Below are 22,482 nucleotides of genomic sequence, written 5' to 3'. Positions count from 1 at the left end.
TGTTGGATCAATGCCAGTACGGCTTGACCTGGTAATGCTGGAAGGACGCGTCGCGTGCAACGCGGCCGTCATCTTCGGTCAGATCATCGATCGAATAGGACGGCGCAGTCTTCAGCTGATCCTTGGAGAAGGGAACGACATAGCCGCCGAGACCCTTGTCGTAGTCCAGCGTCGACCACGGAATGGCGTGATATTTTTCGCCGATGCCGAGAAAGCCGCCGAACCCGATGACGGCAAACATGATGCCGTTGGACATCTTGTCGAGCATGACGTCTTCGATCGCGCCGATGGTCTCGCCTGCGGAATTGTAGACTTTGGTGCCGATGACCCGCGATGCGGGAATAGCTTCGGTATGACCTGTGTGGGTCGTCATGACTTGCTCCTCGTTGGTTGGTGGATGCAAGGGGTAACGATCCCCCAAAGCGGAGGTTCCAAAGTTTTCCCGATGATGGATTGCGTCGACCGGTCAGTCGGTGAGGATGAAGGTCACCTTCATGTTAACGCGGTAGGCGACGATCTTGCCGTTTTCGATGACGACTTTCTGATCCTGGATCCAGGCGCCTTCAACATTCTTCAGCGTCTTGGACGCGCGGGCGATGCCGTCTTCAATGGCTTCCTTGAAGCTCTTGGTAGACGATGAGGTGATTTCCGTAACGCGGGCAACAGACATGGGATTCCTCCAGCTGAAACGCTCAGTCACGGGGGAAAGCCTACGCCGGGTATCTGCGGGGCTCAAGCAGGAGTGTGGTGCGCCGAAGGGCGCACCGGTGCCTGGCAGGGCAGCGTCAGCCCTTGGCGATGCGGTCGAACGCCATCAAGCGCTCGAGCAGTGCCGGCAAATCCTTGAACGGCACCATGTTGGGGCCGTCCGACGAGGTCGAATTGTCGGGATCCTCGTGCGTTTCGATGAACACGCCGGCGACGCCGACAGCGACGGCCGCGCGCGCCAGTGTCTCGACGAAACGACGCTCGCCGCCAGAAGTAGTGCCCTGCCCGCCTGGCTGCTGCACCGAATGGGTGGCGTCGAAGATCACCGGAGCGCCGATGTCGGCCATGATCGGCAGCGCGCGCATGTCTGATACCAGCGTGTTGTAGCCGAAGGACGCGCCACGCTCGGTGACCAGAACGTTCGGGTTGCCCGAGTCAGTGACCTTGGCAACGACGTTCTTCATGTCCCAGGGCGCAAGGAACTGACCCTTCTTCACATTGACGACCTTGCCGGTCTTGGCCGCGGCGACCAGCAGGTCGGTCTGGCGGCTGAGGAAGGCGGGGATCTGCAGCACGTCGACAACTTCACCGACGATGACGCACTGCTCTTCGGTGTGGACGTCGGTGATGACTGTGACGCCGAGTTCCTTGCGCAGATCGGCGAAGACGGGCAGCGCAGCATCAAGGCCGGCGCCGCGCGTGCTCGACAGCGAGCTGCGGTTGGCCTTGTCGAAGCTCGACTTGTAGACGAACCCGATGCCGAGTTTTTGGGTCAGCTCCTTGAGCTTGCCGGCCATGTCGAAGGCATGCTGGCGCGATTCGAACTGGCACGGTCCGGCGATCAGCGACAGCGGCGCATTGTTTGAGAAAAGGGTCTTGCCGACCGTCACATTTGCATTCGGCTTGGTCATTTCAATTCCTCGAAAATGAAGGTCGCACCTTGCCCAGGTGCCGAAGGCACCACCAGGCGTTGGCCATTGAGATCGTGTTCGATGGCGTTTTCGACAAGGAGTGCCCTTGTCGCGGCGAGGTCGTCGACGGCAAAAACCATCGCTTCCAGGCGAATGCCGCCGGAATTTGGCGCGGAGCGAAGGCAAATTCGCGCGTTGGCGAGCGGTACGTCGGCCCCGTCAACGCTGCTGCGGGCGATGGTTGCCAGCAATGTGCGCGCCGCCTCAGCACTTCCCGCCGTCGCCTCGACCGCCAGAACACGCTTCACGCCATTGGCATGTGCCTGAAGCGCAGTACGGTCGACATTGGGTGCGTTGACGCGCTCGCAGGTGAAGAAAAACGCATCTGTCGCCGTGTCCGGCTCGGCGGCAAAGGCCAACCGGAACGATGCCTGATCCGACTTGCCCGATGCATCGACGAAGGGGCGGGAAAAATCGAGCCGAGGACCGGCCGAAACGCCGGCAACAATGAACTCCGCATGATCGACATCGGCATCATCGGTCCCGAACACCACTGCCGAGAAGCCTTCATCGCCATGGACATCGCGGAACGCTCGGTCGCGGGCGACAAAGACGTTGCCTTCGGCCACGGCGCGGTCAGCGGCGACACGATCGCCGACGGCCAGCGGCTCCATGAAGGTGCCGTCGCTGAGATAGACGCAGCAATTGATCGTGCCGAAGGGATGGACGCCGACAGGCGAAACAGCGAAGCCAAGTGCCATGAGCCGCTGCCGCGCAATCGCAAGGTCGGCGGTCGGCAACACGATGTGGTCGAGCGTGCGTGCGTTGTCAGTCATATGCCTGCGCTGTGCCTCAATTCCTCATTCTGTGCAAGGCTGCCGCAAGGGCATCGCCCTCACCCGGCCACCATCTCGCCCAATCGGCGCACAGTGTTCCAGTTGCGCGACGTGCCGACACCGCCGGCCCGCTTGGGTGTGAGCGCGCCAAGCAGCCGCGACGTGCCGGCGCTGCGGGAGAAATGGAGCCAGATGTCGCCATTGACCGCGGCAAGCTTCTCGTCGGCCGCCACATAGGGTGTCAGCTTTGCCAAAACCTCTGGCGCTACTGGTGCGCGCATGACACGCACCGCCACCTGGTCGGGGTATAGAGCTGCTTCCCCAGGAAACGGATTGGCCGCGACCAGCGTCAGCCAGTCGTCGGCACGGCGCACGATGATATCGACATGTTTGCCGAATTTTTGCTGGAACGCCTTCTCCAGACGGGTCTCGATCATGGAGACCGACTTTTGATCGGCTTCGAAAACCAGATTGCCTGTGGCGACCAAAGTGCGTGGCTTTTGAAAGCCCGCGGCTTCGGTCATGTCGCGCAGGTCTGACATCACGACCCGACGCCCTTCACCCAGTATGATGCTGTAGAGAAGTGCCACGTAGATGGTCATGAGTGCCTCATGACCTCGACAGGTTTGCGCGCCAACGGTTTCACGCCGGCGCGCATGACAATCAGACGAGCCGGCTCTGTTCGACGGCAGCTTCGATGAAGCTGGCGAAAAGCGGATGCGGGTCGAGCGGACGGCTCTTCAGTTCCGGATGGTACTGCACGCCGATGAACCAGGGATGGTCGGGGTATTCGACCGTCTCGGGCAGCACGCCGTCAGGCGACATGCCGGCGAAGACCAGACCGCACGCTTCGAGCCGGTCCTTGTAGTCGATATTGACCTCGTAGCGGTGGCGGTGACGCTCGGAGATATCGGTGTCGCCATAGATTTCGGCGATTTTCGAGCCTTCCGAAAGCTTGGCTTCAAAAGCGCCCAAGCGCATTGTGCCGCCGAGATCACCCGCTGCCCGGCGCTTCTCCAGCATGTTGCCCTTGAGCCACTCGGTCATCAGGCCAACGACCGGCTCCTTGGTGGCACCGAATTCGGTCGACGAGGCATTCTCGATGCCGGCGAGCGAACGCGCGGCTTCGATGCAGGCCATCTGCATGCCAAAGCAGATGCCGAAATACGGCACCTTGCGTTCGCGTGCGAACTTGGCCGCCAGGATCTTGCCTTCCGAGCCGCGCTCGCCGAAACCGCCCGGCACCAGGATGCCGTGGACCTTTTCGAGGAACGGTGCCGGGTCTTCCTTCTCGAAGACCTCGCTTTCGATCCAGTCGAGCTTGACCTTGACGTTGTTGGCCAGGCCGCCATGCGACAGTGCTTCGATCAGCGACTTATAGGCATCCTTGAGGCCGGTGTATTTGCCGACCACGGCGATGGTGACTTCGCCTTCCGGATTGTGGATGAGCTGCGACACATTCTGCCAGGCATCGAGGCGCGGCTTGGGCGCCGGGTCGATGCCGAACGCTGCGAGCACTTCCGAATCGAGGCCTTCCTTATGGTAGGCCAGCGGCACGTCGTAGATGTGACCGACGTCGAGCGCCTGGATGACGGCCGATTCACGCACGTTGCAGAACAGCGACAGCTTGCGGCGCTCTTCCTTGGGGATGTTGCGGTCGGCGCGGACCAGAAGGATATCCGGTGCGATGCCGATCGAGCGCAGTTCCTTGACCGAATGCTGAGTCGGCTTGGTCTTCAGTTCGCCAGCCGTTGGAATGTAGGGCATCAGCGTCAGGTGGACGTAGACCGCATTGTTGCGCGGCAGGTCGTTGCCAAGCTGGCGGATTGCTTCGAGGAACGGCATCGCTTCGATGTCGCCCACCGTGCCGCCGATTTCGCACAGCACGAAGTCGAACTCGTCATTGCCGTCGAGGATGAAGTTCTTGATCTCGTCGGTGACATGCGGAATGACCTGCACGGTCGCACCGAGATAATCGCCGCGCCGCTCGCGTTCGATGATGTTCTTGTAGATGCGGCCGGTGGTGATGTTGTCGCTCTGGTTCGCCGAACGCCCAGTGAAGCGTTCGTAGTGACCGAGATCGAGATCGGTTTCCGCGCCGTCATCGGTCACGAACACCTCACCATGCTGGTAAGGCGACATCGTTCCGGGATCGACGTTCAGATACGGATCGAGTTTACGGATCCGCACGCGATATCCGCGTGCTTGCAGGAGAGCCCCAAGGGCCGCTGCGGCTATGCCTTTTCCAAGGGAAGAGACCACGCCGCCGGTAATAAAAACATATCGCGCCATGGGATTCATCGCTTAACGCGGCCAAATCGATTCCGCCAGAGAAAAATCCGCCGCGTCGGACTTTTCCCTATGTGGCTGTTCATTTTTGCTGCCGGGTAGGCCGTGCAAACAAAAAGGCCGGCGTGACCGCCGGCCAACTCTCAACGTCGGAAAGACGCCTTACATGACGATGACTTCAGAGCCCATCTTCACGCGATTGTAGAGGTCCATGACATGATCATTGACCATTCGGAAGCAGCCGTTCGAAGAATTCGTGCCGATCGTCTGCGGCTGATTGGTACCGTGGATACGGATATGGGTATCCTTGTTGCCCTGGTAAAGGTAGATGGCGCGCGCGCCGAGCGGATTTTCCGGTCCGCCGTTCATTCCGTCCTTGTAGCGGCCGTATTTCTTGGGCTCGCGCTCCTGCATATCCTTGGTCGGAATCCAACGCGGCCATTCCTGCTTGTCGCCGATGGTCGCCTTGCCCTTGAACTCCAGGCCCTCGCGGCCGACCGCGATCGCATAGCGGCGCGCGGTCGAGGATGATTCAACCAGATAGAGATAGCGCTTGCCGGTATCGACGACGATCTGGCCACGCTCATAGCCCGAAAACGCCACTTCCTGCGGCTCGTAGTCGGACTTCACCTTGAACTGCTTGTTGGCCTGCTTGGCCTGCAGCACGGCGTCGAGCGCACGCGTCTGCGGCAGCATCGACTGCTGCGGCGCAATGCTGGTGCCACCGAAGATGCCGGCGAGCAGACCGGCTTTCTGTGGCCGCGCCTGGACCTCGCTGCGCAGCTCGCCATTGTTGCCGGTCGAGGCCACCGCGACCGCGTCGGGCATCAGGGGAGCTACTGGCTGCAACAACTCGATCGGCTGTACGGGCTTGCGTACCGCAGGCGCAATTTCGGCCACCTGGGCGGCTGCCTTTTCCGTTTTCTTCAGGCGGGCGAGTTCACGCGCCTGGTCGGCCTTTTCCTTGGCCGCTGCCCGCATCGCCATCTTCTTGGCTTCGAGCATCTTGAGCCGGGCGAGTTCCTTGTCGGCTGCGATCTTGGCTTCGAGGACCTTGATTCGCGACAGATCTTCGTCAGTCGGCTTCTTCTTTTTCTTGAGAATCTTGAGTTCGGCAGCGTCGCTCTTGGCGGCGATCAAGACGATGTTGCTTGCAACCTCAGACTGCGGCGCAGCAACCATGCCGGCCGAAGTGGCGGCAAAGGCTGTCGAGCTCATCAGAGAGGCACAAAGACCAGCTAGAAGGATGCGGCGGAGCTGCATGGCGTAGGGATCCCGAATGTTCAACGCAAATTTTCGCGCGACAACGCGGTGCCCCCAAGGCTCCCCCCGCCGATATGCCGCAAGGCTGCTATTATCGATTAGCCGGAGATGCCTCAAGGGAGGCACCACCGGCGAAATGATCGAATTTTACTTATCCGTGCAGCATTTGCCGCAACTGTGTTCAAACAACAACAGGTTGCGGCAAGAGCTTAATACTTAGTTAGGAACTTGCGGTGCTGCGGGGGCTGCCGGCGTCGCCGGAGCGGGCTGCTCGGTACCCGAAGCGGCTGGCGCAGCGGGTTGAGTCGCCGGTGCCGCAGGAGCCGTGGCGCCAGATGCGGGCGCAGCAGGAGCGGCGGTACCGGGTGCCGGCGCGGTCGAGCCACCGAGCTGATCGAGAACGCCCTTGCCGGTCGTGCCACCTTGAGTGGTCGGCGCACGATTGAGGATGTCGATTTCCTTCGGGCTATAGCGAGCGACGATCGACAGCGTCAGCGACGTCACGAAAAACACAGTCGCAAGGATCGCGGTCGCACGGGTCAGCGCGTTGGCGGCGCCGCGCGCAGTCATGAAGCCCGAACCGCCACCGATGCCGAGGCCACCGCCTTCAGAGCGCTGCAGGAGCACAACGCCAACAAGGGCGAGCACGACCATCAAGTGAATGACGATAAGGACGGTTTCCATTGCGCTTCCTGGGATCTTTCCTGACGGGGACTTGCCGCGCGCCGAAGCGCCCGGCCTTCCGGAGGCGGCTCAATACAATGCTTTCTAGGCATTTCCAAGCCCGCCCGCCGAATATGGGATGACACGCTGCCTTTGCAACGGTCACGTGCGGTGAAATCAGAGCTTGCGGTAGGCCTCGGCAATGCCAAGAAAATCGGCAGCCTTGAGACTTGCGCCGCCGACAAGCGCGCCGTCGACATTGGCGATGGCCAGCAATTCGTTGGCGTTCGATGGCTTGACCGACCCACCGTAAAGAATGCGCATCTTGCCTGCCGATGCACCCAGCTTCTCTGCCAAGCGCGCACGGATATGCGCATGCGCTTCGGCGATGTCGGCCACGGTCGGCGTCAAGCCGGTACCGATTGCCCATACAGGCTCATAAGCGATGACCGCGTTGGCAGGTGTCGCACTGGCAGGCACCGAGCCGTCGATCTGACGCGACAGGACCGAAAGCGTCGCCCCGCTCTCGCGTTCGGCAGGTGTTTCGCCGATACAGATCACTGCCACCAGCCCTGCCCGCCATGCTCCTTCAGCCTTGGCGCGCACCATGGCATCGGTTTCGCCATGATCGGTGCGGCGTTCGGAATGCCCGACAATGACGTGGCTGGCGCCGGCGTCCTTCAGCATCTCTGCCGAGACGTCGCCGGTGTGGGCGCCACTCTCCTTGGCATGGCAATCCTGTCCGCCCGCCTTGACCGGCGTGCGGTGAAGGATTTCAGCGGCACGCGAAAGCAGCGTTGCCGGTACACACAAAAGCGCTTCGGTCTCGGTATCGAGGCCGCCCATGAAACCACCGGCGATGTTGCGCAATTCATTGAGCGAGGTGCTTGTGCCGTTCATTTTCCAGTTGCCGGCAACAAGCGGGCGGATTCCTGGTGTCATGTGCTTTTCCCTCGAAATCGATATTCGCTAGGGCAACCTCACTACCAAAAACAAACCACAAAGCAATCGACACTGGCCTTGAAGGGCGCTATTGCGCTTCGTTCATGCAGGCGCATGCGAAAATGCGCGTATACGGGATCTGACACATGCTCGAATCGATGCGCAGTGCTGCGGGAACCTGGGTTGCTAAGCTGCTGCTTCTGCTACTCGTCGTCAGCTTCGCGATCTGGGGCATCTCAGGACGTATGCTGAACCAGTTCAGTGGCGACAAGGTGGTCACCGCCGGCGGCACGTCCGTTTCGGGGGTCGAATACCGCCTCGCCTATGACCGTCAGCTGAACGTCATGTCGCAGCAGTTCGGCCAGCGCCTGACCCGCGACCAGGCAAACGCGCTCGGTATCGACAACCAGGTCCTGTCCCAGCTTGTCGCCGGTGCGGTGCTCGACGAACAGGCGCGCAAGCTCGGCCTTGGCCTGTCGAAGGACCGCTTGGCACAGCTGACCTGGGACGATCCGACATTCCGCGGTCCCGACGGCCAGTTCGACCGCCAGGCGTTCGAATATATCCTGCGCCAGATCGGCATGCGTCCCGAGGATTACCTCAAGAACCGCGCCCAGGTGGCTGTCCGCCAGCAGATCGTCGAAGCCGTTTCCGATGGGCTTGAGGCTCCCGATACCTTCTTGCGCGCGGTAGCACTTTATCGCGGCGAAGACCGCACCATCGACTATCTGCAGCTGCCCAAATCGCTGGTCGAGCCTATCGCCGCTCCAAGCGACGAGGTGCTCAAGGCATGGTTCGAGGAAAACAAGAAGAACTATGCCGCGCCGGAATTCCGCAAGCTGAGCTACGTCAAGCTCGAGCCGGAAGACATCATGGACCTCGCGTCGATCACCGACGAGCAGGTTCGCCAGGACTATGACAAGAACAAGTCGCACTTCACCACCGCCGAAACGCGCAAGATCGACCAGCTGGTTCTCGGCAACGCCGATGCAGCCAAGGCGGCTTCCGACGCGATCAAGGGCGGCGCGACCTTCGACAAGGTCGTCGCCGATCAGGGCAAGACCGCAGCCGACGTGACGCTCGGCACGCTGACCAAAGAACAGATCGCCGACAAGGCTGTGGCCGAAGCGGCTTTCGCGTTACAGGCAAACCAGGTCAGCGATGTCGTCCAGGGCGCTTTCGGCCCCGTGCTCGTCCGCGTCAGCGAAATCACGCCTGAGACGGTGAAGACCTTCGATGAGGTCAAGGACCAGATCCGCAAGGAGCTCGCCCTTGCTGAAGCCAACCGCATCCTGCTCGACGCGCATGACTCCTATGAGGACGCGCGCGCTGGCGGTGACTCGATGCAGGCGGCTGCCGAAAAGCTGAAGCTCAAGGTGGTGACGATCGACGCGATCGACCGCGCCGGCCAGGGCGCTGACGGCACCGTCATCAACACGCTGCCGGATTCGCGCAACCTGATCCAGGCGGCCTTTGAAGCCGAGGCCGGCATCGAAAACCCGCCGCTCAATGTCGGTACAAACGGCTTCGTGTTCTATGAGGTCGACGACATCACACCAGCCCGCGACCGCACGCTCGATGAAGTGCGCGAAAAGGTCGTGGCCGACTGGACCGCGGCGGAAGCGACGAAGCGCCTGATGGACAAGGCCAACGAGCTTGAAAAGCGCCTCAAGGACGGCACCGCGCTTGACGTCATCGCTGGCGAACTGAAGCTTGAGAAGCAGACCAAGCGCGGGCTCAAGCGCGAAACCGACGACGCCGATTTCGGCCGTGAGGGTGCGGCTGCGATGTTTGCCATGGGCCAGGGCGGCACCGGTATCGTTCCGGCCCCCACCGGCGATGCGCAGATCCTGTTCAAAGTCGCTGAAGTGTTCGAGCCGGCCGGTGTGGACAAGAGTGCTGTGCCTGAGGACGCGCAGAAGACATTTGCCTCGGGCATGTCGGACGACCTGCTCGACCAGATCGTGGCCCAGCTGCAAGGTGAGTACCAAGTCACGATCAACCGCGATGCGATCACCCGGGCACTTGCGGTGGGAACGCCATGAGCGCACTCAAGCCGCATATCGCCAAGATTGCTTCGGGCACGCCCCTCACCTTCGACGAGGCGCGCGAGGCTTTCGACATCATCATGTCGGGCGAAGCGACGCCCGGCCAGATCGGCGGTTTCTTGATGGCGCTGCGCGTGCGCGGCGAGACCGTCAGCGAGATCTCGGGTGCAGTCGCCACCATGCGCGACAAGATGCTTCGTGTCGAAGCGCCTGCGGATGCCATCGACATCGTTGGCACCGGCGGCGACGGTTCGCACAGTGTCAACATCTCGACCGCTTCAGCCTTCGTCATTGCGGGCGCAGGCGTGCCCGTGGCCAAGCATGGCAATCGCGGCCTGTCTTCGCTGACAGGTGCCGCCGACGTTCTTACGGCACTTGGCGTCAACATCGACCTGTCGCCCGAAGCGATCGGACGCTGCATTCACCAGGCCGGCATCGGCTTCATGTTCGCGCCAGCGCATCATCCGGCGATGAAACATGTTGGCGCAACGCGCGTCGAACTTGGCACCCGCACCATCTTCAACCTGCTCGGGCCGCTCTCCAATCCAGCCGGCGTCAACCGCCAGCTGGTCGGCGTGTTCTCGCCCGAATGGGTCGAGCCGGTGGCTGAGACGCTGAAGGAACTTGGCGCCAAGCATGTCTGGGTCGTTCACGGCGACGGCTATGACGAGATCACCACCACGGGTGAGACGCATGTCGCGGCCCTCGCCAATGGCAGCGTCAGCAGCTTCACGCTGACGCCGGAACAGGTTGGCCTCCCACGGCATACGCGCGAAGAGTTGCGCGGCGGCGATTCGGCATACAATGCAGCAGCCCTGCGCGGCGTACTCGAAGGCGCCAAGGGTGCCTATCGTGACACGGTGCTGATGAACGCCGGTGCTGGTCTCGTCGTTGCCGACAAGGTCGCGACCATCGGCGAAAGCGTGACCCTTGCCGCCGAGGCAATCGACAGCGGGCGCGCGCTTGCCGTGCTCGACCGCCTGGTCGTCGTTTCGAACGGATAAAGACATGGCCGACATCCTGCGCCAAATCGAAGCCTACAAGCGCGACGAGATCGCAGCCGCCAAGGCACTGCTGCCACTCGCTGAGATCAAGGCCATGGCGCGCGACGCCGCAAAACCGCGCGGCTTTCTTGCGGCGCTTGAAGCCAAACGTCGTGACAACCGTTTTGGTCTCATCGCAGAGATCAAGAAGGCGAGTCCGTCCAAGGGCCTGATCCGTCCCGATTTCGACCCGCCGGCACTTGCCCGGGCCTATGCTGAAGGTGGAGCGGCCTGCCTGTCGGTGCTGACCGACACGCCATCCTTCCAGGGTGCCCCGGAATTCTTGACTGCCGCGCGCGACGCCTGCGCCCTGCCCGCTTTGCGCAAGGATTTCATGTTCGAGCCCTACCAGGTGCACGAAGCACGCGCCTGGGGTGCGGATGCCATCCTGATCATCATGGCAAGCCTCAGTGACGACGACGCCAAGCGGCTCGAGGACACGGCCTTCGAGCATGGCATGGACGTGCTTGTCGAGGTTCATGACGAGGAAGAAACCGAGCGCGCGCTGAAACTGTCCTCGCGCCTGCTCGGCATCAACAACCGCAATCTGCGCAGCTTCGAGGTCAGCCTCGACACCTCGGAGCGTCTTGCGCCCATGGTCCCGACCGACCGGCTTCTGGTTGGCGAAAGCGGCATCTTCACCCATGCCGATTGCCTGCGTCTGGAAAAATCCGGCATTGGCAGCTTCCTTGTCGGCGAAAGCCTGATGCGGCAGGCCGATGTGGCATCCGCCACGCGCGCGCTTCTCGACGGCACGCCCCAGGCTGCAAGCGTCTGATATGGCGACAACCCTCACTCATATCGGTGCCACGGGCGAAGCCAACATGGTTGATGTCGGCGACAAGGCCGAGACCACCCGCACGGCGATTGCCGAAGGCGCTGTCATCATGCGTGCCGAAACCCTGGCGTTGATTCTTTCGGGCAACGCCAAGAAGGGCGATGTGCTCGGCACCGCCCGCATAGCCGGAATCATGGCCGCCAAGCGCACGCACGAACTCGTGCCGCTCTGCCACCCGATCCTGCTGACCAAGGTTTCGGTCGAGATCGAGCCGGACGAGGCCCTGCCCGGTCTTCGCGTGACGGCACTTGCGCGTGTCACCGGGAAGACTGGCGTCGAGATGGAGGCGCTGACGGCCGCGTCGGTCGCCTGTCTCACCATCTACGACATGGCCAAGGCCGCCGACCGGGGCATGGTGATTTCCGGCATCAGGCTGGTCGAAAAGACCGGCGGCAAGTCGGGCGACTACAAGGCGGTCGAATAGATGGCGCTTCTGCCCGTCACCGAGGCGCTGGAACGCCTGCTCGACGGCGCTGAACCCAGCGGCTGGGAGACGGTCGGTCTCAGTGAAGCTTCAGGACGCGTGCTGGCAAGCCCGTTGTTTGCCTTGCGCACCCAGCCTCCTTTCGATGCCTCGGCCATGGATGGGTACGCTGTCCGCGCCGCCGACATCGCATCCCTGCCGGCACGGCTGAAGGTCATCGGCGAGGCTCCTGCCGGCAAGCAGTTCACAGGCGCTGTGGCGCAAGGCGAGAGCGTGCGCATTTTCACCGGCGCACCTGTGCCCAGCGGCGCGGACACTGTCGTCATCCAGGAAAATGTCAGCGATATCGGCAATGGCGAGATCGACGTGCTGGAACCGGCGATTCTTGGACGCAATATCCGCGCCAAGGGTCTCGATTTCAAACATGGCGATCTGATTCTCGACGCCGGCCGCGTGCTCGATCCTGCGGCCCTGTCGCTGATCGCCGCCGCCAACCACCCTGCAATGGCAGTGGTTCGCGCGCCACTGGTCGCCATCATCGCCACGGGCGACGAACTGCTCCCACCCGGCAGCAACCCTGGCCCTGACCAGATCATCGCATCCAACTCCTATGGTGTCGGAGCAATCGCCCGGTCAGTCGGCGCGCGCGTGCTTGACCTCGGTATCGCAGCCGACCGCAAGGATGCCATCTCAGCCCTCATCGCCCAGGCGCTCGAAGCCGAGGCCGACGTCATCGTCACGCTCGGCGGGGCCTCGGTCGGAGACCACGACCTGGTCCACGGCGTTCTGACCGGGCTCGGCATGGATCTCGATTTCTGGAAGATCGCCATGCGTCCCGGCAAGCCGCTGATGTTCGGCCGCCTTGTCAAGACACGTTGCGTCGGCCTGCCCGGCAATCCGGTCGCCAGCCTGATCTGCGCGCATATCTTCCTGAAGCCTTTGCTGGCGAAGCTTGGCGGGCGGCCCTATGCGCCCGACATTCGCAACGCCGTGCTCGATACGGCGATGGCACCAAACGATTTGCGCCAGGATTTCGTTCGCGCCATTGCACGCGAGACGCCTGACGGCCTCATAGTTACGCCATATCTGGTCCAGGATTCGTCGATGCTGCGCACGCTCGCCGACGCCAATTGCGCCATCATGCGTGAACCCTTCGCACCAGCCGCCGAATCTGGCAGTGCGTGCCGCGTGATGATGCTGCGCTGAACGAAACCGCCTCCTCCCTTCATCAGATATAAACGGTTGCAGAACACAACTGGAACAGATAGTGTTTTGTTCTGGGTTTGTTTTTCTTCTGATTCCTCGGGGGTGGCGATGCTGACGCGCAAACAACATGAGCTTTTGCTGTTCATCCACTCGCGATTGAAGGAGACAGGCATCCCGCCATCCTTCGACGAAATGAAGGAAGCGCTCGACCTCGCCTCCAAATCTGGCATCCATCGCCTGATCACGGCACTCGAAGAACGTGGCTTCATCCGACGCCTGCCCAATCGGGCACGTGCGCTTGAAGTGCTGCGCATGCCCGATTCCATCGCACCAGGCCTCAACGCGGCGCGGAAATTCTCGCCGAGCGTCATTGAGGGCAGCCTTGGACGCAGGCCTGAACCGTCGCGCTCCATGTCCGCCGGCAATGACGATGATGCTGGCGCGGCCGTGACCATTCCTGTGATGGGACGTATCGCTGCCGGCGTGCCGATCGACGCCATCCAGCACAAGACCCATTCGATAGCAGTGCCGCCGGATATGATCATGGGCGGCGAGCATTACGCGCTCGAGGTCAAGGGCGACTCGATGATCGAGGCTGGCATCTTCGACGGCGATACAGTCGTCATTCGCAGTTCGACCACCGCCAACCCCGGCGAGATCATTGTTGCACTAGTCGACGACGAGGAAGCGACCCTCAAGCGCTTCCGCCGCAAGGGCGCCTCGATTGCTCTCGAGGCTGCCAACCCGGCCTACGAGACCCGCATCTTCGGGCCAGACAGGGTCAAGGTCCAGGGCAAGCTTGTCGGGTTGATCCGCCGCTATTCCTGAACGGCCGATTCGGCGCGTCTCGGCCTGTTCGATGTTGCTCAGTTTGGTCCGGCTATTTGGCCGGCTTTGCGGTCTCCGGCGATTTCGGGCGTTTGACTGCGCGCTGATAGGGCGGCAGGCCCCTCGCCTCGCGAGAGAATTCGCGCTGCGTGTGCCACGGGCGATATGGCTCTGATACAGCGTGGCGGATTTCTAGTTGCCGACTTTTCTTGCCCGATTCCGGCTTCACGAATATCTCGGCGCTGCCCAGACGGGCGAGTTCGCGGCTGGTGAGCACTGCCACGGTTGAGCCTGGGCAGATGTCCTTCGTCGTGGCGTCTTTCAAAACGATGAGATCAGTCTTTGCGCAAACGCGCCTGGCGGCGGCCGCGTGTTCAGCATGCGCGATCAAGCCCGCAGATGGATGCTGAACCAGGCAAAGGCCATCGCTGCAGACAAATTCAGTAGGCTCGTCGGTGCTGCTTGGATCGCTGGAGTTGCCCGAGTCCTTCGGATTTGTCGAACCGTCGGAGTTGATACGGATGGGGCCGACAAACGCCTCGGTTTTTAAAGTCCGTTTCCAATTGTCGACTGTGAACTCGTTTGGTCGAGCGCGATTGACCGCGAGCTTTTGGTCTCCGATCGGCACCCCCACCAGGCGGCCATCTTCGGAGACGAGGACGACAGGCGTTTCGGTTTCCACCAGCGACAGAACGCCGAGAGCGGCAAATGGCATGGCGGCGACCCGCAACCAGGTTGTGGCGATCGATGCGATGACCAGTGCGGCGGTCACGAAGACAACGGCATGGGTCGACACCAGACCGACCGCATCGATGGGCGAACGCTCGGAGAACCACTTTGCAAGGGCGATCATGGCCTTCAGGCCGATGCCCATTACATCGAGAAATAGCCCTTCGAGACCAAGCGGCATGAAGATGCCGGCTAGGACCGCAAACGGCATCACCAGCACCGAGACGATCGGCATGACCGCCAGGTTGGCAATGAGGCTGAGCGGCGAGACGCGCTGGAAATGCCAGGCACCGAAGACACTTGTGGCAATGCCGGCGATCAGCGATGTCGCGACAAGACCGATGGCAACCGTGGCAAGCCAGCGCCATAGCTTCGATGGCAATGACCGCTGCACAAGTGGTCGTGCTTGCGCCTCCCGCCTGTCCGACCACCAGGCATAAGCACCAACAAGCGCGGCCGTAGCCGCAAATGACATCTGGAAGCTCGGGCCAACCACCTCGTGCGGTGAGATCAGGATGACGACGATCGCCGAGATCGCCAGGTTGCGCATGGTGAGTGCGGCACGGTCGAACAGGACGGCGGTCAGCATCACCGCGAGCATGATGAAGCTGCGTTGTGCTGCGACTTCGGCGCCCGAGATGAACAGATAGCCACCTGTCGAGACCAGGGCAGCACTTGCCGCGTATTTCTTGACTGGCCAACGTGAGGTGAAGCTGGGAAAGGCCGCGAAGCCGAGCCGCATCAGCAGCATGACGGTGCCCGCGACCATTGCCATATGCAGGCCAGAGATGGAAATGATGTGGTAGAGGCCGGTACGCCGCAGCGCCTCGTTGACATTTTCGGGGATGCCGCCGCGCACACCGACCACCAATGCCGCTGCAATCTCACCTTCAGCACCGCCGATCCGGTCGCGAATGCGCTGGGCAATCTTTTCGCGGATGTTTTCGACTGTGGCAAAAGCCTTGGCCGTTGCCGGCAATGGCTCGGCAGATGCGACAAGGTCCGGTCCTTTCATAAAAAAACCGCTGGCGCCGATGCCGTCGAAATAGCTTTCGAAGGAAAAATCATAACTTCCTGGCCGCACTGGCCCCGAGGGCGGCATGAGGCGGACATAGCCGGTCACCTGCGCCCCAGCCTGCACGCCGTCCGGAATCTTGCGTGCCGTTATCCGAACACGCTCCGGGGCGTAGCGCAGAACCGGACTCGCGGTTGCGAGGACATCAAGGGTCAGCCGCACGCGGCCATTGTCGAGACGATCGAGCCTGACGACGCGCCCGGTTACTTCACTCGAAATTTCGGCGCCAAGCATCTTCGTCGCCATGCGCGCTGTTTCAAGCTTCGCCACGGTCATGCCGAGCAGGCAGATCGCGCCTGCAGCGAGCGCGTAGTGGACCACTCTTTGGGAACTTACAAAGAATGCGAGCGACGCCAACAGCACGAACGCGATAGCCAGCGGCGCAATCGCAGGTTCGGCAGGCAGAGCGAAATAGCAGAGCGCGCCGAAAGACAGAAAGACCGGGGCCAGCAGGAAGGCAGCACCGCGGTCGAGTTCTGTTTGCATTGCGACAAGTGCCGATCGGGCGCTGATCCGGCGGTCGGCTAAAAGCAGTGATCCTTGCTGCTGCCAAGACAGACGCGGGGAGGCTGTGTGATTTGGCGACGACGCGTCGGAAAATGAGCCGTCGGCCCCGGGCGGCTTTGGATGCGTCCACGCGACAGGAAGCGTTGGCGAGCCTGCCAGCAAGCCGCGCTCGCTGGTCTCGACCACCGGATTGTTACCGGTTTGCCCTTCCCGCACGCGCTCGCCCATCGGGCCTGCCCCTTGCGCCCCAGACCTTCTATGCTACATCAACGCCACCGAAACGCCATGCGCCGCCGGTCTCCGGCCGGGCGACGCCATGCCTCCCTTGGAATTTGCTATGTCCGTCGTGACCCGCTTCGCCCCCTCGCCCACTGGCTACCTGCATATCGGTGGCGCGCGCACCGCGCTGTTCAACTGGCTCTATTCCCGTCACACCGGCGGCACCATGCTGCTGCGCATCGAAGACACCGACCGCGAGCGCTCGACCGATGCCGCTACCGCAGCGATCCTCGAAGGCCTCACCTGGCTTGGCCTGACCTGGGAAGGCGAGCCGATTTCGCAGTTCGAGCGCGCCCCGCGCCACCGCGAAGTCGCCGAAGAACTCGTGCGCATGGGCAAGGCCTACTACTGCTACGCCTCGCAGGAAGAGCTCACCGAAATGCGCGAGAAGGCACGCGCCGAGGGCCGGCCGCCGCGCTATGACGGCCGCTGGCGCGATCGCGACCCGTCCGAGGCACCTGCAGGCGTAAAGCCGGTGATCCGCATCAAGGCGCCGACCGAAGGCGAGACGCTGGTGCGCGACCGCGTGCAGGGCGACGTGCGCTTTCCCAACAAGGACCTCGACGATTTCATCATCCTGCGCTCAGATGGCGTGCCGACCTACATGCATGCGGTCGTCGTCGACGATCATGACATGGGCGTCACCCACATCATCCGGGGCGACGATCACCTGACCAACGCGGCGCGCCAGACGGTCATCTACGTTGCGATGGGCTGGGACGTGCCTGTCATGGCGCATATCCCGCTGATCCATGGTGCGGACGGTGCCAAGCTCTCCAAGCGCCACGGCGCGCTTGGCGTCGACGCCTATCGCGCCATGGGCTACCTGCCCGAGGCGCTGCTCAACTACCTCGCCCGCCTCGGCTGGAGCCATGGCGACGACGAAGTGATGAGCATCGAAGACATGATCCGCTGGTTCGAGATCGAGGACGTCAACAAGGGCGCTGCCCGTTTCGACTTCGCCAAGCTCGAGGCGCTGAACGGCGTCCACATGCGCCAGATGGACGACAGCAAGCTGTTCGACATCTTCGTGACGACCCTGCCCTATCTGCCAGGCGGCGATGCGATCCTCGCCAAGCTCGACGACAAGCGCACGGCACAGCTGCTTGCGGCCATGCCTGGCCTCAAGGAGCGTGCCAAGACATTGATCGAGTTGGCGGATGGCGCGGGCTTCCTGTTTGCCGAACGTCCGCTCGCCGTCGACGAAAAGGCAGCGGGGCTACTGGCTGGTCCGGCCAAGGACATTCTGAAGGGCGCCCATGCGGCCCTTTCGACGGTTGCCGAAGCAGACTGGAACGCCGCCTCCGCCGAGGCCGCGATCCGCGAGTTCGCAGGTCGCGAAAATGTGAAACTGGGTGGGGTCGCCCAGCCTTTGCGTGCCGCTTTGACAGGCAAAAGCACCTCTCCCGGGGTGTTCGATGTATTGGCTGTTCTGGGGCGCGACGAAAGTCTGGGACGCATTTCCGATCAAATCGATTAGGTCAGCAGTGCTTTCCTAGTTTTGCATTGAAATGAGGCTGTTGCGGTGCAACATTGTGGCAACAGGTCAATTTGAAAGCAGCGGGGAAGCTGGGAAGCGTGTTCGAGCGTTCCGGGCCTAAATGGTTGCCTTGTTATGACGATTGCGCCGCGTGAGGCGGCAACTCAGCACTAAGGAGTATGCGATGACTGATTCGACCGCCAAACTAGAGTTCCGCGGCCAAACCCATGAGTTTAAGGTTCGCAGCGGCACGGTCGGACCAGATGTGATCGACATCGCATCGCTCTACGCCACGACGGGTGCCTTCACCTACGATCCCGGCTTCACGTCGACGGCGAGCTGCGAATCGGAAATCACCTTCATCGACGGCGATGCAGGCATCCTGCTCCATCGCGGCTACCCGATCGACCAGCTCGCCGAGCATGGCGACTTCCTTGAGGTCTGCTACCTGTTGCTCTACGGCGAACTGCCGACCAAGGCCCAGAAGGACGACTTCGACTATCGCGTCACGCGCCACACCATGGTGCATGAGCAGATGTCGCGCTTCTTCACCGGCTTCCGCCGCGATGCGCACCCGATGGCGGTGATGTGCGGCGTGGTCGGTGCGCTTTCGGCTTTCTATCACGACTCGACCGACATCTCCGACCCGCATCAGCGCATGGTCGCCTCGATCCGCCTGATCGCCAAGATGCCGACGATCGCTGCGATGGCCTACAAGTACCATATCGGCCAGCCCTTCGTTTACCCGAAGAACGAGCTGAACTTCGCCGCCAACTTCCTGCACATGTGCTTTGCGGTGCCGTGCGAGGAATACAAGGTCAATCCGGTGCTGGCGCGCGCCATGGAGCGCATCTTCATCCTGCACGCCGACCACGAGCAGAATGCCTCGACCTCGACGGTGCGTCTCGCCGGCTCTTCGGGCGCCAACCCGTTTGCATGCATTGCGGCCGGCATCGCCTGCCTTTGGGGCCCGGCACATGGCGGCGCCAATGAAGCGGCCCTCAACATGCTGTCCGAAATCGGTCATGTCGACCGCATTCCGGAATTCGTCGCCCGCGCCAAGGACAAGAACGACCCGTTCCGCCTGATGGGCTTCGGCCACCGCGTCTACAAGAACTACGATCCGCGCGCCAAGATCATGCAGAAGACCACGCATGAGGTTCTGGGCGAACTCGGCATCAAGGACGATCCGATGCTGGACGTGGCGATGGAGCTCGAGCGCATCGCTCTGACGGACGAATACTTCATCGAAAAGAAGCTCTATCCGAACATCGACTTTTATTCGGGCATCACGCTGAAGGCCCTGGGCTTCCCCACCACCATGTTCACGGTGCTGTTTGCGCTCGCGCGCACCGTCGGCTGGATCGCCCAGTGGAAGGAAATGATCGAGGATCCGCGCCAGAAGATCGGCCGTCCGCGCCAGCTCTACACCGGCGCTCCCGAACGCGACTACGTGCCGATCGCCAAGCGCTAAGCGCTGCGAACTGACTTGAGAAACGCCCGCCAAGTTCCTGCTTGGCGGGCGTTTTTCATTTTACGATGTGTTTGAGGACCGCTTCGGCGGCAAGCTCGCCCGAAGGCCGCTCGGTCGCCAGGCGGCGGGCGATTTCGGCGAAGCCTTCCTTTTGCCAGCGCCGAAGGCCGCTGTCTTCGAACAGGCCCTCGACGTAACGCGCCATCCATTGCGGCCGCACATACTGGTTGTAGTTTTCCTGGATGACGGGACGGTCCGCGATCAGATTGGGCAGTGCGGCACTCCACACTGTAATCAGGCTTTGAACCGCGCGCATGAACGTGTCGAGCTTGTAGGACGACAGCATCGGCACGCGGGCAAGCGCGAGTTCCAGCGACACGGTTCCCGATGCGATCAAGGCCGCGTCGGCTTCGCCGAACGCCCGCCACTTGTGCTGCGGATCAAGGATGATCTCGGGTTTTTGCGGCCAGCCGGCGACGGCCTCTTCGACAAGGCCGGCAACATGCGGCACGGTCGGCAAAAGCAGGCGCAACTGGTGGCCGCGGGCACGCAGGATCGACACGGTCTCCCCGAACGGCCCGATCAGGCTGCGCACTTCGCCGCGCCGCGAGCCAGGCAAAAGCAGAAGCGTCTTTTCACGATCAGGCGCAAGCGCACCCTTGCCGTCCTGCATTGCCGCGGCAATGGCGATGCCGGGGTCTGTCGCCAGGCGATGACCAACGAAGGTGCCGTGCGGACCGCCAAGGCGGGCAAGCTCAGCCGGCTCGAATGGCAAGATGCACAAGATCTCGTCGACATGGGGCTTCATCGCCTTGGCGCGCCCAGGCCGCCAGGCCCAGACGCTTGGGCAGATGTAGTGGACGATCGGGATTTTTGGATCGAGGGAGCGAACCTTCTTGGCCACCCGCAATGAAAAATCAGGGCTGTCGATGGTGATCAGACAATCCGGCTTCTCCTTGGCGACAAAGCGAGCTGTCTCACCAATCCGCCTGATCAGGCGCGGCAGGTCGCGAATGACCGCCGTCAGGCCCATCAGCGCGATCTCGCCGGCGTCGAACAAAGGCGAAAGGCCAAGTTCCTGCAGGTGGCGGCCGCCGGTGCCGACCAGCTTGACCTCACGCCCGCTCATGCGCTGCAGCGCCTGCACTAGATCAGCACCCAACAGATCGCCGGACTCTTCGCCGGCGACAATGGCAATCTTGAGTGGCGGCAAGCTCATGTGTTGCTTCCCTTGCCAGCGAGGCCGACGACAAACAGGCCCAGCGTATCCGCACGGTCGATCAGCTCACCAAAATCAAGCACAAGCGAGCGCCCGGCTTCGACGCCGATGCCAGACAGTCCCGCGGCATGTGCTGCGTCGACCGTCGAGGGACCGATTGTCGGCAGATCGGCGCGCAGTTCCTGTTTCGGCTTGGCGCATTTGACCAGAACGCCGCGTTTGCGCCCGGCGATGCGCCCATTGTTACGCAGCTCGCGCACGCGTTCGAGCAACAGGTCGGTACCTTCGATGCCTTCAAGGGCAATCGCGCGTCCGCCGATGGCAACCGCCGCCTGCCCGACGTCGAGTGCGCCGATGACACGCGCGGCTTCAAGCCCGGCATTCAGGTCGGCCCAATCGCCCTTCTGGGGCGCATGGGCGCCCATTGGCCCTTCGACCGCCAAAAGCTCCGGCACGATCTGATGGGCGCCGACGACCTTGATGCCATAGTCTTCGAACGTGTTGACGAGAATGCGCAGCAATCCATCGTCCCCGCGCGCCAAAGCCGTCAGCGCACGTGGCAGCAGGCGGAACAGCATCAGGCTTGGACGGATAGAACGCAACCTTGGGCGCCGGCTGACCCCGCCGGCGAGCACGACATGCGTGATGCCCTTTTGCTTCAGAAGCGGCAGCAGCGAGGGGAACTGTTCGATCGCAAGCGTGTCGCCCTCATAGCCGGCCAAGCTGGTTCCCGGATCGGTCTCGCCTTGGAGACGGACGACAAAGGGCGGATGGCCACCCTGAGCAAGGCTATCGGCGACATTGACCGGAAGCCGGCCGCTGCCGGCGACGACAGCAACCTTGTCGGTCGCGGAAAGGTCTATCTTCTTTCCGCCCTCAGCTTTCGTCATCGGCGGCGTCGTCGGAGACGGCGTTGCGGAGCGGCGGAACCGTGAAGTGGCGTTTGCCGCGTGCCTGGATGAAATCGAGAACATCGCGAACGATGGCCGATCCGGCGAACTCGCGTTCGACAGCCGGGATGTTCTCGGCCACGGAACGAGCGGGATCGAAAATCATCTTGTAGGCCTTGCGCAGGGCAAAGATCTCCGCGCGCGGCACGCCGGAACGCTTCATGCCGATGACGTTGAGGCCACGCAGTTTGGCGCGGTTGCCCATCACCATGCCGTAAGGGATGATGTCGCCATCGACGATCGCTGCGCCACCGACAAATGCATGATGACCGATACGTGTCATCTGGTGGACGGCAGAGAGCCCGCCGAGCGTCACATTGTTGCCGATCTCGACATGGCCACCCAGGGTCGCCAGATTGGCCATGGTGACGTTACTGCCAAGCACGCAGTCATGAGCGATGTGCGCGTAGGCCAAGAACAGCCCGTTATCACCCACAGTGGTCTCGCCACGGCTGGTGTCGGTGCCGACATGCATGGTCACGCCTTCGCGGATCGTGCAGTTCTTGCCAATCACCAGCGTCGTACGGCCGCCCTTGTGCTTGTTGTTTTGCGGTGCTGCGCCAAGGGTCGCCATCGGGAACACCTTGCAGCCTTCGCCCAAGGTCGTGGCGGCCATGACCGAGACGTGGCTGATCAACTCAACGCGATCGCCAATGACGGCTTCGGCACTGACATGGCAAAATGGTCCGATGCGGACGCCCGCGCCCAGCTTTGCACCGGCTTCAACGACGGCGGCGGGATGAATGAAAGTTTCGCTCATAGACGTTCTT

21 protein-coding genes are annotated in these 22,482 nt (G+C 62.2%); 8 read left to right on the top strand and 13 right to left on the bottom strand.

Features of this window, described 5'->3' with window-relative positions:
- Nucleotides 1-7: 7 nt before the first annotated feature.
- The 9 genes from AC1DLV_RS20860 to tpiA all read right to left on the bottom strand — a co-directional run bounded on the left by AC1DLV_RS20860 (nucleotide 8) and on the right by tpiA (nucleotide 7,612).
- Complete coding sequence (locus AC1DLV_RS20860; RefSeq protein ID WP_476801833.1) at nucleotides 8-373, bottom strand: PRC-barrel domain-containing protein; 366 nt, start codon at nucleotides 371-373, stop codon at nucleotides 8-10.
- Between the two features lie 93 nt (nucleotides 374-466).
- Nucleotides 467-670: a dodecin family protein gene (locus tag AC1DLV_RS20855; RefSeq protein ID WP_476801832.1), complete on the bottom strand. Its 204-nt coding sequence runs from the start codon at nucleotides 668-670 to the stop codon at nucleotides 467-469.
- Between the two features lie 115 nt (nucleotides 671-785).
- A complete protein-coding gene (kdsA, locus tag AC1DLV_RS20850) occupies nucleotides 786-1,619 on the bottom strand; it encodes a 3-deoxy-8-phosphooctulonate synthase (RefSeq protein WP_476801831.1) in 834 nt (277 codons plus the stop codon).
- A complete protein-coding gene (locus tag AC1DLV_RS20845) occupies nucleotides 1,616-2,455 on the bottom strand; it encodes a VOC family protein (protein WP_476801830.1) in 840 nt (279 codons plus the stop codon). Before AC1DLV_RS20845 ends, kdsA begins: the two co-directional genes overlap by 4 nt.
- A 59-nt stretch (nucleotides 2,456-2,514) precedes the next feature.
- A complete protein-coding gene (locus AC1DLV_RS20840; RefSeq protein ID WP_476801829.1) occupies nucleotides 2,515-3,057 on the bottom strand; it encodes a DUF1697 domain-containing protein in 543 nt (180 codons plus the stop codon).
- 61 nt (nucleotides 3,058-3,118) lie between these two features.
- Complete coding sequence (locus tag AC1DLV_RS20835; protein WP_476801828.1) at nucleotides 3,119-4,756, bottom strand: CTP synthase; 1,638 nt, start codon at nucleotides 4,754-4,756, stop codon at nucleotides 3,119-3,121.
- Nucleotides 4,757-4,906: 150 nt separating this feature from the next.
- Complete coding sequence (locus AC1DLV_RS20830; RefSeq protein ID WP_476801827.1) at nucleotides 4,907-6,007, bottom strand: L,D-transpeptidase; 1,101 nt, start codon at nucleotides 6,005-6,007, stop codon at nucleotides 4,907-4,909.
- Nucleotides 6,008-6,223: 216 nt separating this feature from the next.
- Nucleotides 6,224-6,691, bottom strand: a complete 468-nt coding sequence (gene secG, locus AC1DLV_RS20825; RefSeq protein WP_476801826.1) for a preprotein translocase subunit SecG — start codon at nucleotides 6,689-6,691, stop codon at nucleotides 6,224-6,226.
- A 156-nt stretch (nucleotides 6,692-6,847) separates the two neighbouring features.
- Entirely contained in the window at nucleotides 6,848-7,612 is a 765-nt protein-coding gene (gene tpiA, locus AC1DLV_RS20820; RefSeq protein WP_476801825.1) for a triose-phosphate isomerase, read from the bottom strand.
- 146 nt (nucleotides 7,613-7,758) lie between these two features.
- On the opposite strand from tpiA, the gene AC1DLV_RS20815 reads away from it, so the two are divergent.
- From AC1DLV_RS20815 to lexA, 6 genes are all read left to right on the top strand, one after another.
- On the top strand, nucleotides 7,759-9,657 hold the full coding sequence (locus AC1DLV_RS20815) for a SurA N-terminal domain-containing protein (protein ID WP_476801824.1): 1,899 nt from the start codon (nucleotides 7,759-7,761) through the stop codon (nucleotides 9,655-9,657).
- Nucleotides 9,654-10,664, top strand: a complete 1,011-nt coding sequence (gene trpD / locus AC1DLV_RS20810) for an anthranilate phosphoribosyltransferase (protein ID WP_476801823.1) — start codon at nucleotides 9,654-9,656, stop codon at nucleotides 10,662-10,664. The genes AC1DLV_RS20815 and trpD overlap by 4 nt, the downstream gene beginning before the upstream one ends.
- A 4-nt stretch (nucleotides 10,665-10,668) precedes the next feature.
- Nucleotides 10,669-11,481: an indole-3-glycerol phosphate synthase TrpC gene (gene trpC / locus AC1DLV_RS20805; RefSeq protein WP_476801822.1), complete on the top strand. Its 813-nt coding sequence runs from the start codon at nucleotides 10,669-10,671 to the stop codon at nucleotides 11,479-11,481.
- Between the two features lies 1 nt (nucleotide 11,482).
- A complete protein-coding gene (gene moaC / locus AC1DLV_RS20800) occupies nucleotides 11,483-11,965 on the top strand; it encodes a cyclic pyranopterin monophosphate synthase MoaC (protein WP_476801821.1) in 483 nt (160 codons plus the stop codon).
- The gene (locus AC1DLV_RS20795) at nucleotides 11,966-13,171 is read left to right on the top strand and encodes a molybdopterin molybdotransferase MoeA (RefSeq protein WP_476801820.1); all 1,206 of its coding nucleotides are present in this window, start codon (nucleotides 11,966-11,968) and stop codon (nucleotides 13,169-13,171) included.
- A 108-nt stretch (nucleotides 13,172-13,279) separates the two neighbouring features.
- Nucleotides 13,280-13,999, top strand: coding sequence for a transcriptional repressor LexA (gene lexA / locus AC1DLV_RS20790; RefSeq protein WP_476801819.1), 720 nt, complete (start codon nucleotides 13,280-13,282; stop codon nucleotides 13,997-13,999).
- Between the two features lie 52 nt (nucleotides 14,000-14,051).
- Here lexA and AC1DLV_RS20785 read toward each other — a convergent pair whose 3' ends face one another.
- Entirely contained in the window at nucleotides 14,052-16,289 is a 2,238-nt protein-coding gene (locus AC1DLV_RS20785; RefSeq protein WP_476801818.1) for a ComEC/Rec2 family competence protein, read from the bottom strand.
- A gap of 358 nt (nucleotides 16,290-16,647) precedes the next feature.
- On the opposite strand from AC1DLV_RS20785, the gene gltX reads away from it, so the two are divergent.
- Both gltX and gltA read left to right on the top strand, forming a co-directional pair.
- Nucleotides 16,648-18,069 carry a glutamate--tRNA ligase gene (gene gltX / locus AC1DLV_RS20780; RefSeq protein WP_476801817.1) on the top strand — a complete coding sequence of 474 codons (1,422 nt, stop codon included), beginning with the start codon at nucleotides 16,648-16,650 and terminating at the stop codon, nucleotides 18,067-18,069.
- A 184-nt stretch (nucleotides 18,070-18,253) separates the two neighbouring features.
- On the top strand, nucleotides 18,254-19,543 hold the full coding sequence (gltA, locus tag AC1DLV_RS20775) for a citrate synthase (protein WP_476801816.1): 1,290 nt from the start codon (nucleotides 18,254-18,256) through the stop codon (nucleotides 19,541-19,543).
- Between the two features lie 55 nt (nucleotides 19,544-19,598).
- Here gltA and lpxB read toward each other — a convergent pair whose 3' ends face one another.
- The 3 genes from lpxB to lpxA are packed head-to-tail and all read right to left on the bottom strand — an operon-like array spanning nucleotide 19,599 to nucleotide 22,472.
- The gene (gene lpxB / locus AC1DLV_RS20770) at nucleotides 19,599-20,762 is read right to left on the bottom strand and encodes a lipid-A-disaccharide synthase (protein ID WP_476801815.1); all 1,164 of its coding nucleotides are present in this window, start codon (nucleotides 20,760-20,762) and stop codon (nucleotides 19,599-19,601) included.
- A complete protein-coding gene (locus AC1DLV_RS20765; protein WP_476801814.1) occupies nucleotides 20,759-21,652 on the bottom strand; it encodes an LpxI family protein in 894 nt (297 codons plus the stop codon). Before AC1DLV_RS20765 ends, lpxB begins: the two co-directional genes overlap by 4 nt.
- Nucleotides 21,639-22,472: an acyl-ACP--UDP-N-acetylglucosamine O-acyltransferase gene (gene lpxA / locus AC1DLV_RS20760; RefSeq protein ID WP_476801813.1), complete on the bottom strand. Its 834-nt coding sequence runs from the start codon at nucleotides 22,470-22,472 to the stop codon at nucleotides 21,639-21,641. The genes AC1DLV_RS20765 and lpxA overlap by 14 nt, the downstream gene beginning before the upstream one ends.
- Nucleotides 22,473-22,482: the final 10 nt, after the last annotated feature.

It is taken from the genome of Aminobacter sp. 01T433, assembly GCF_056398585.1.
The sequence above is the reverse complement of the archived record's forward strand: the minus strand, read 5'-3'. Positions and strand labels throughout refer to the sequence as shown.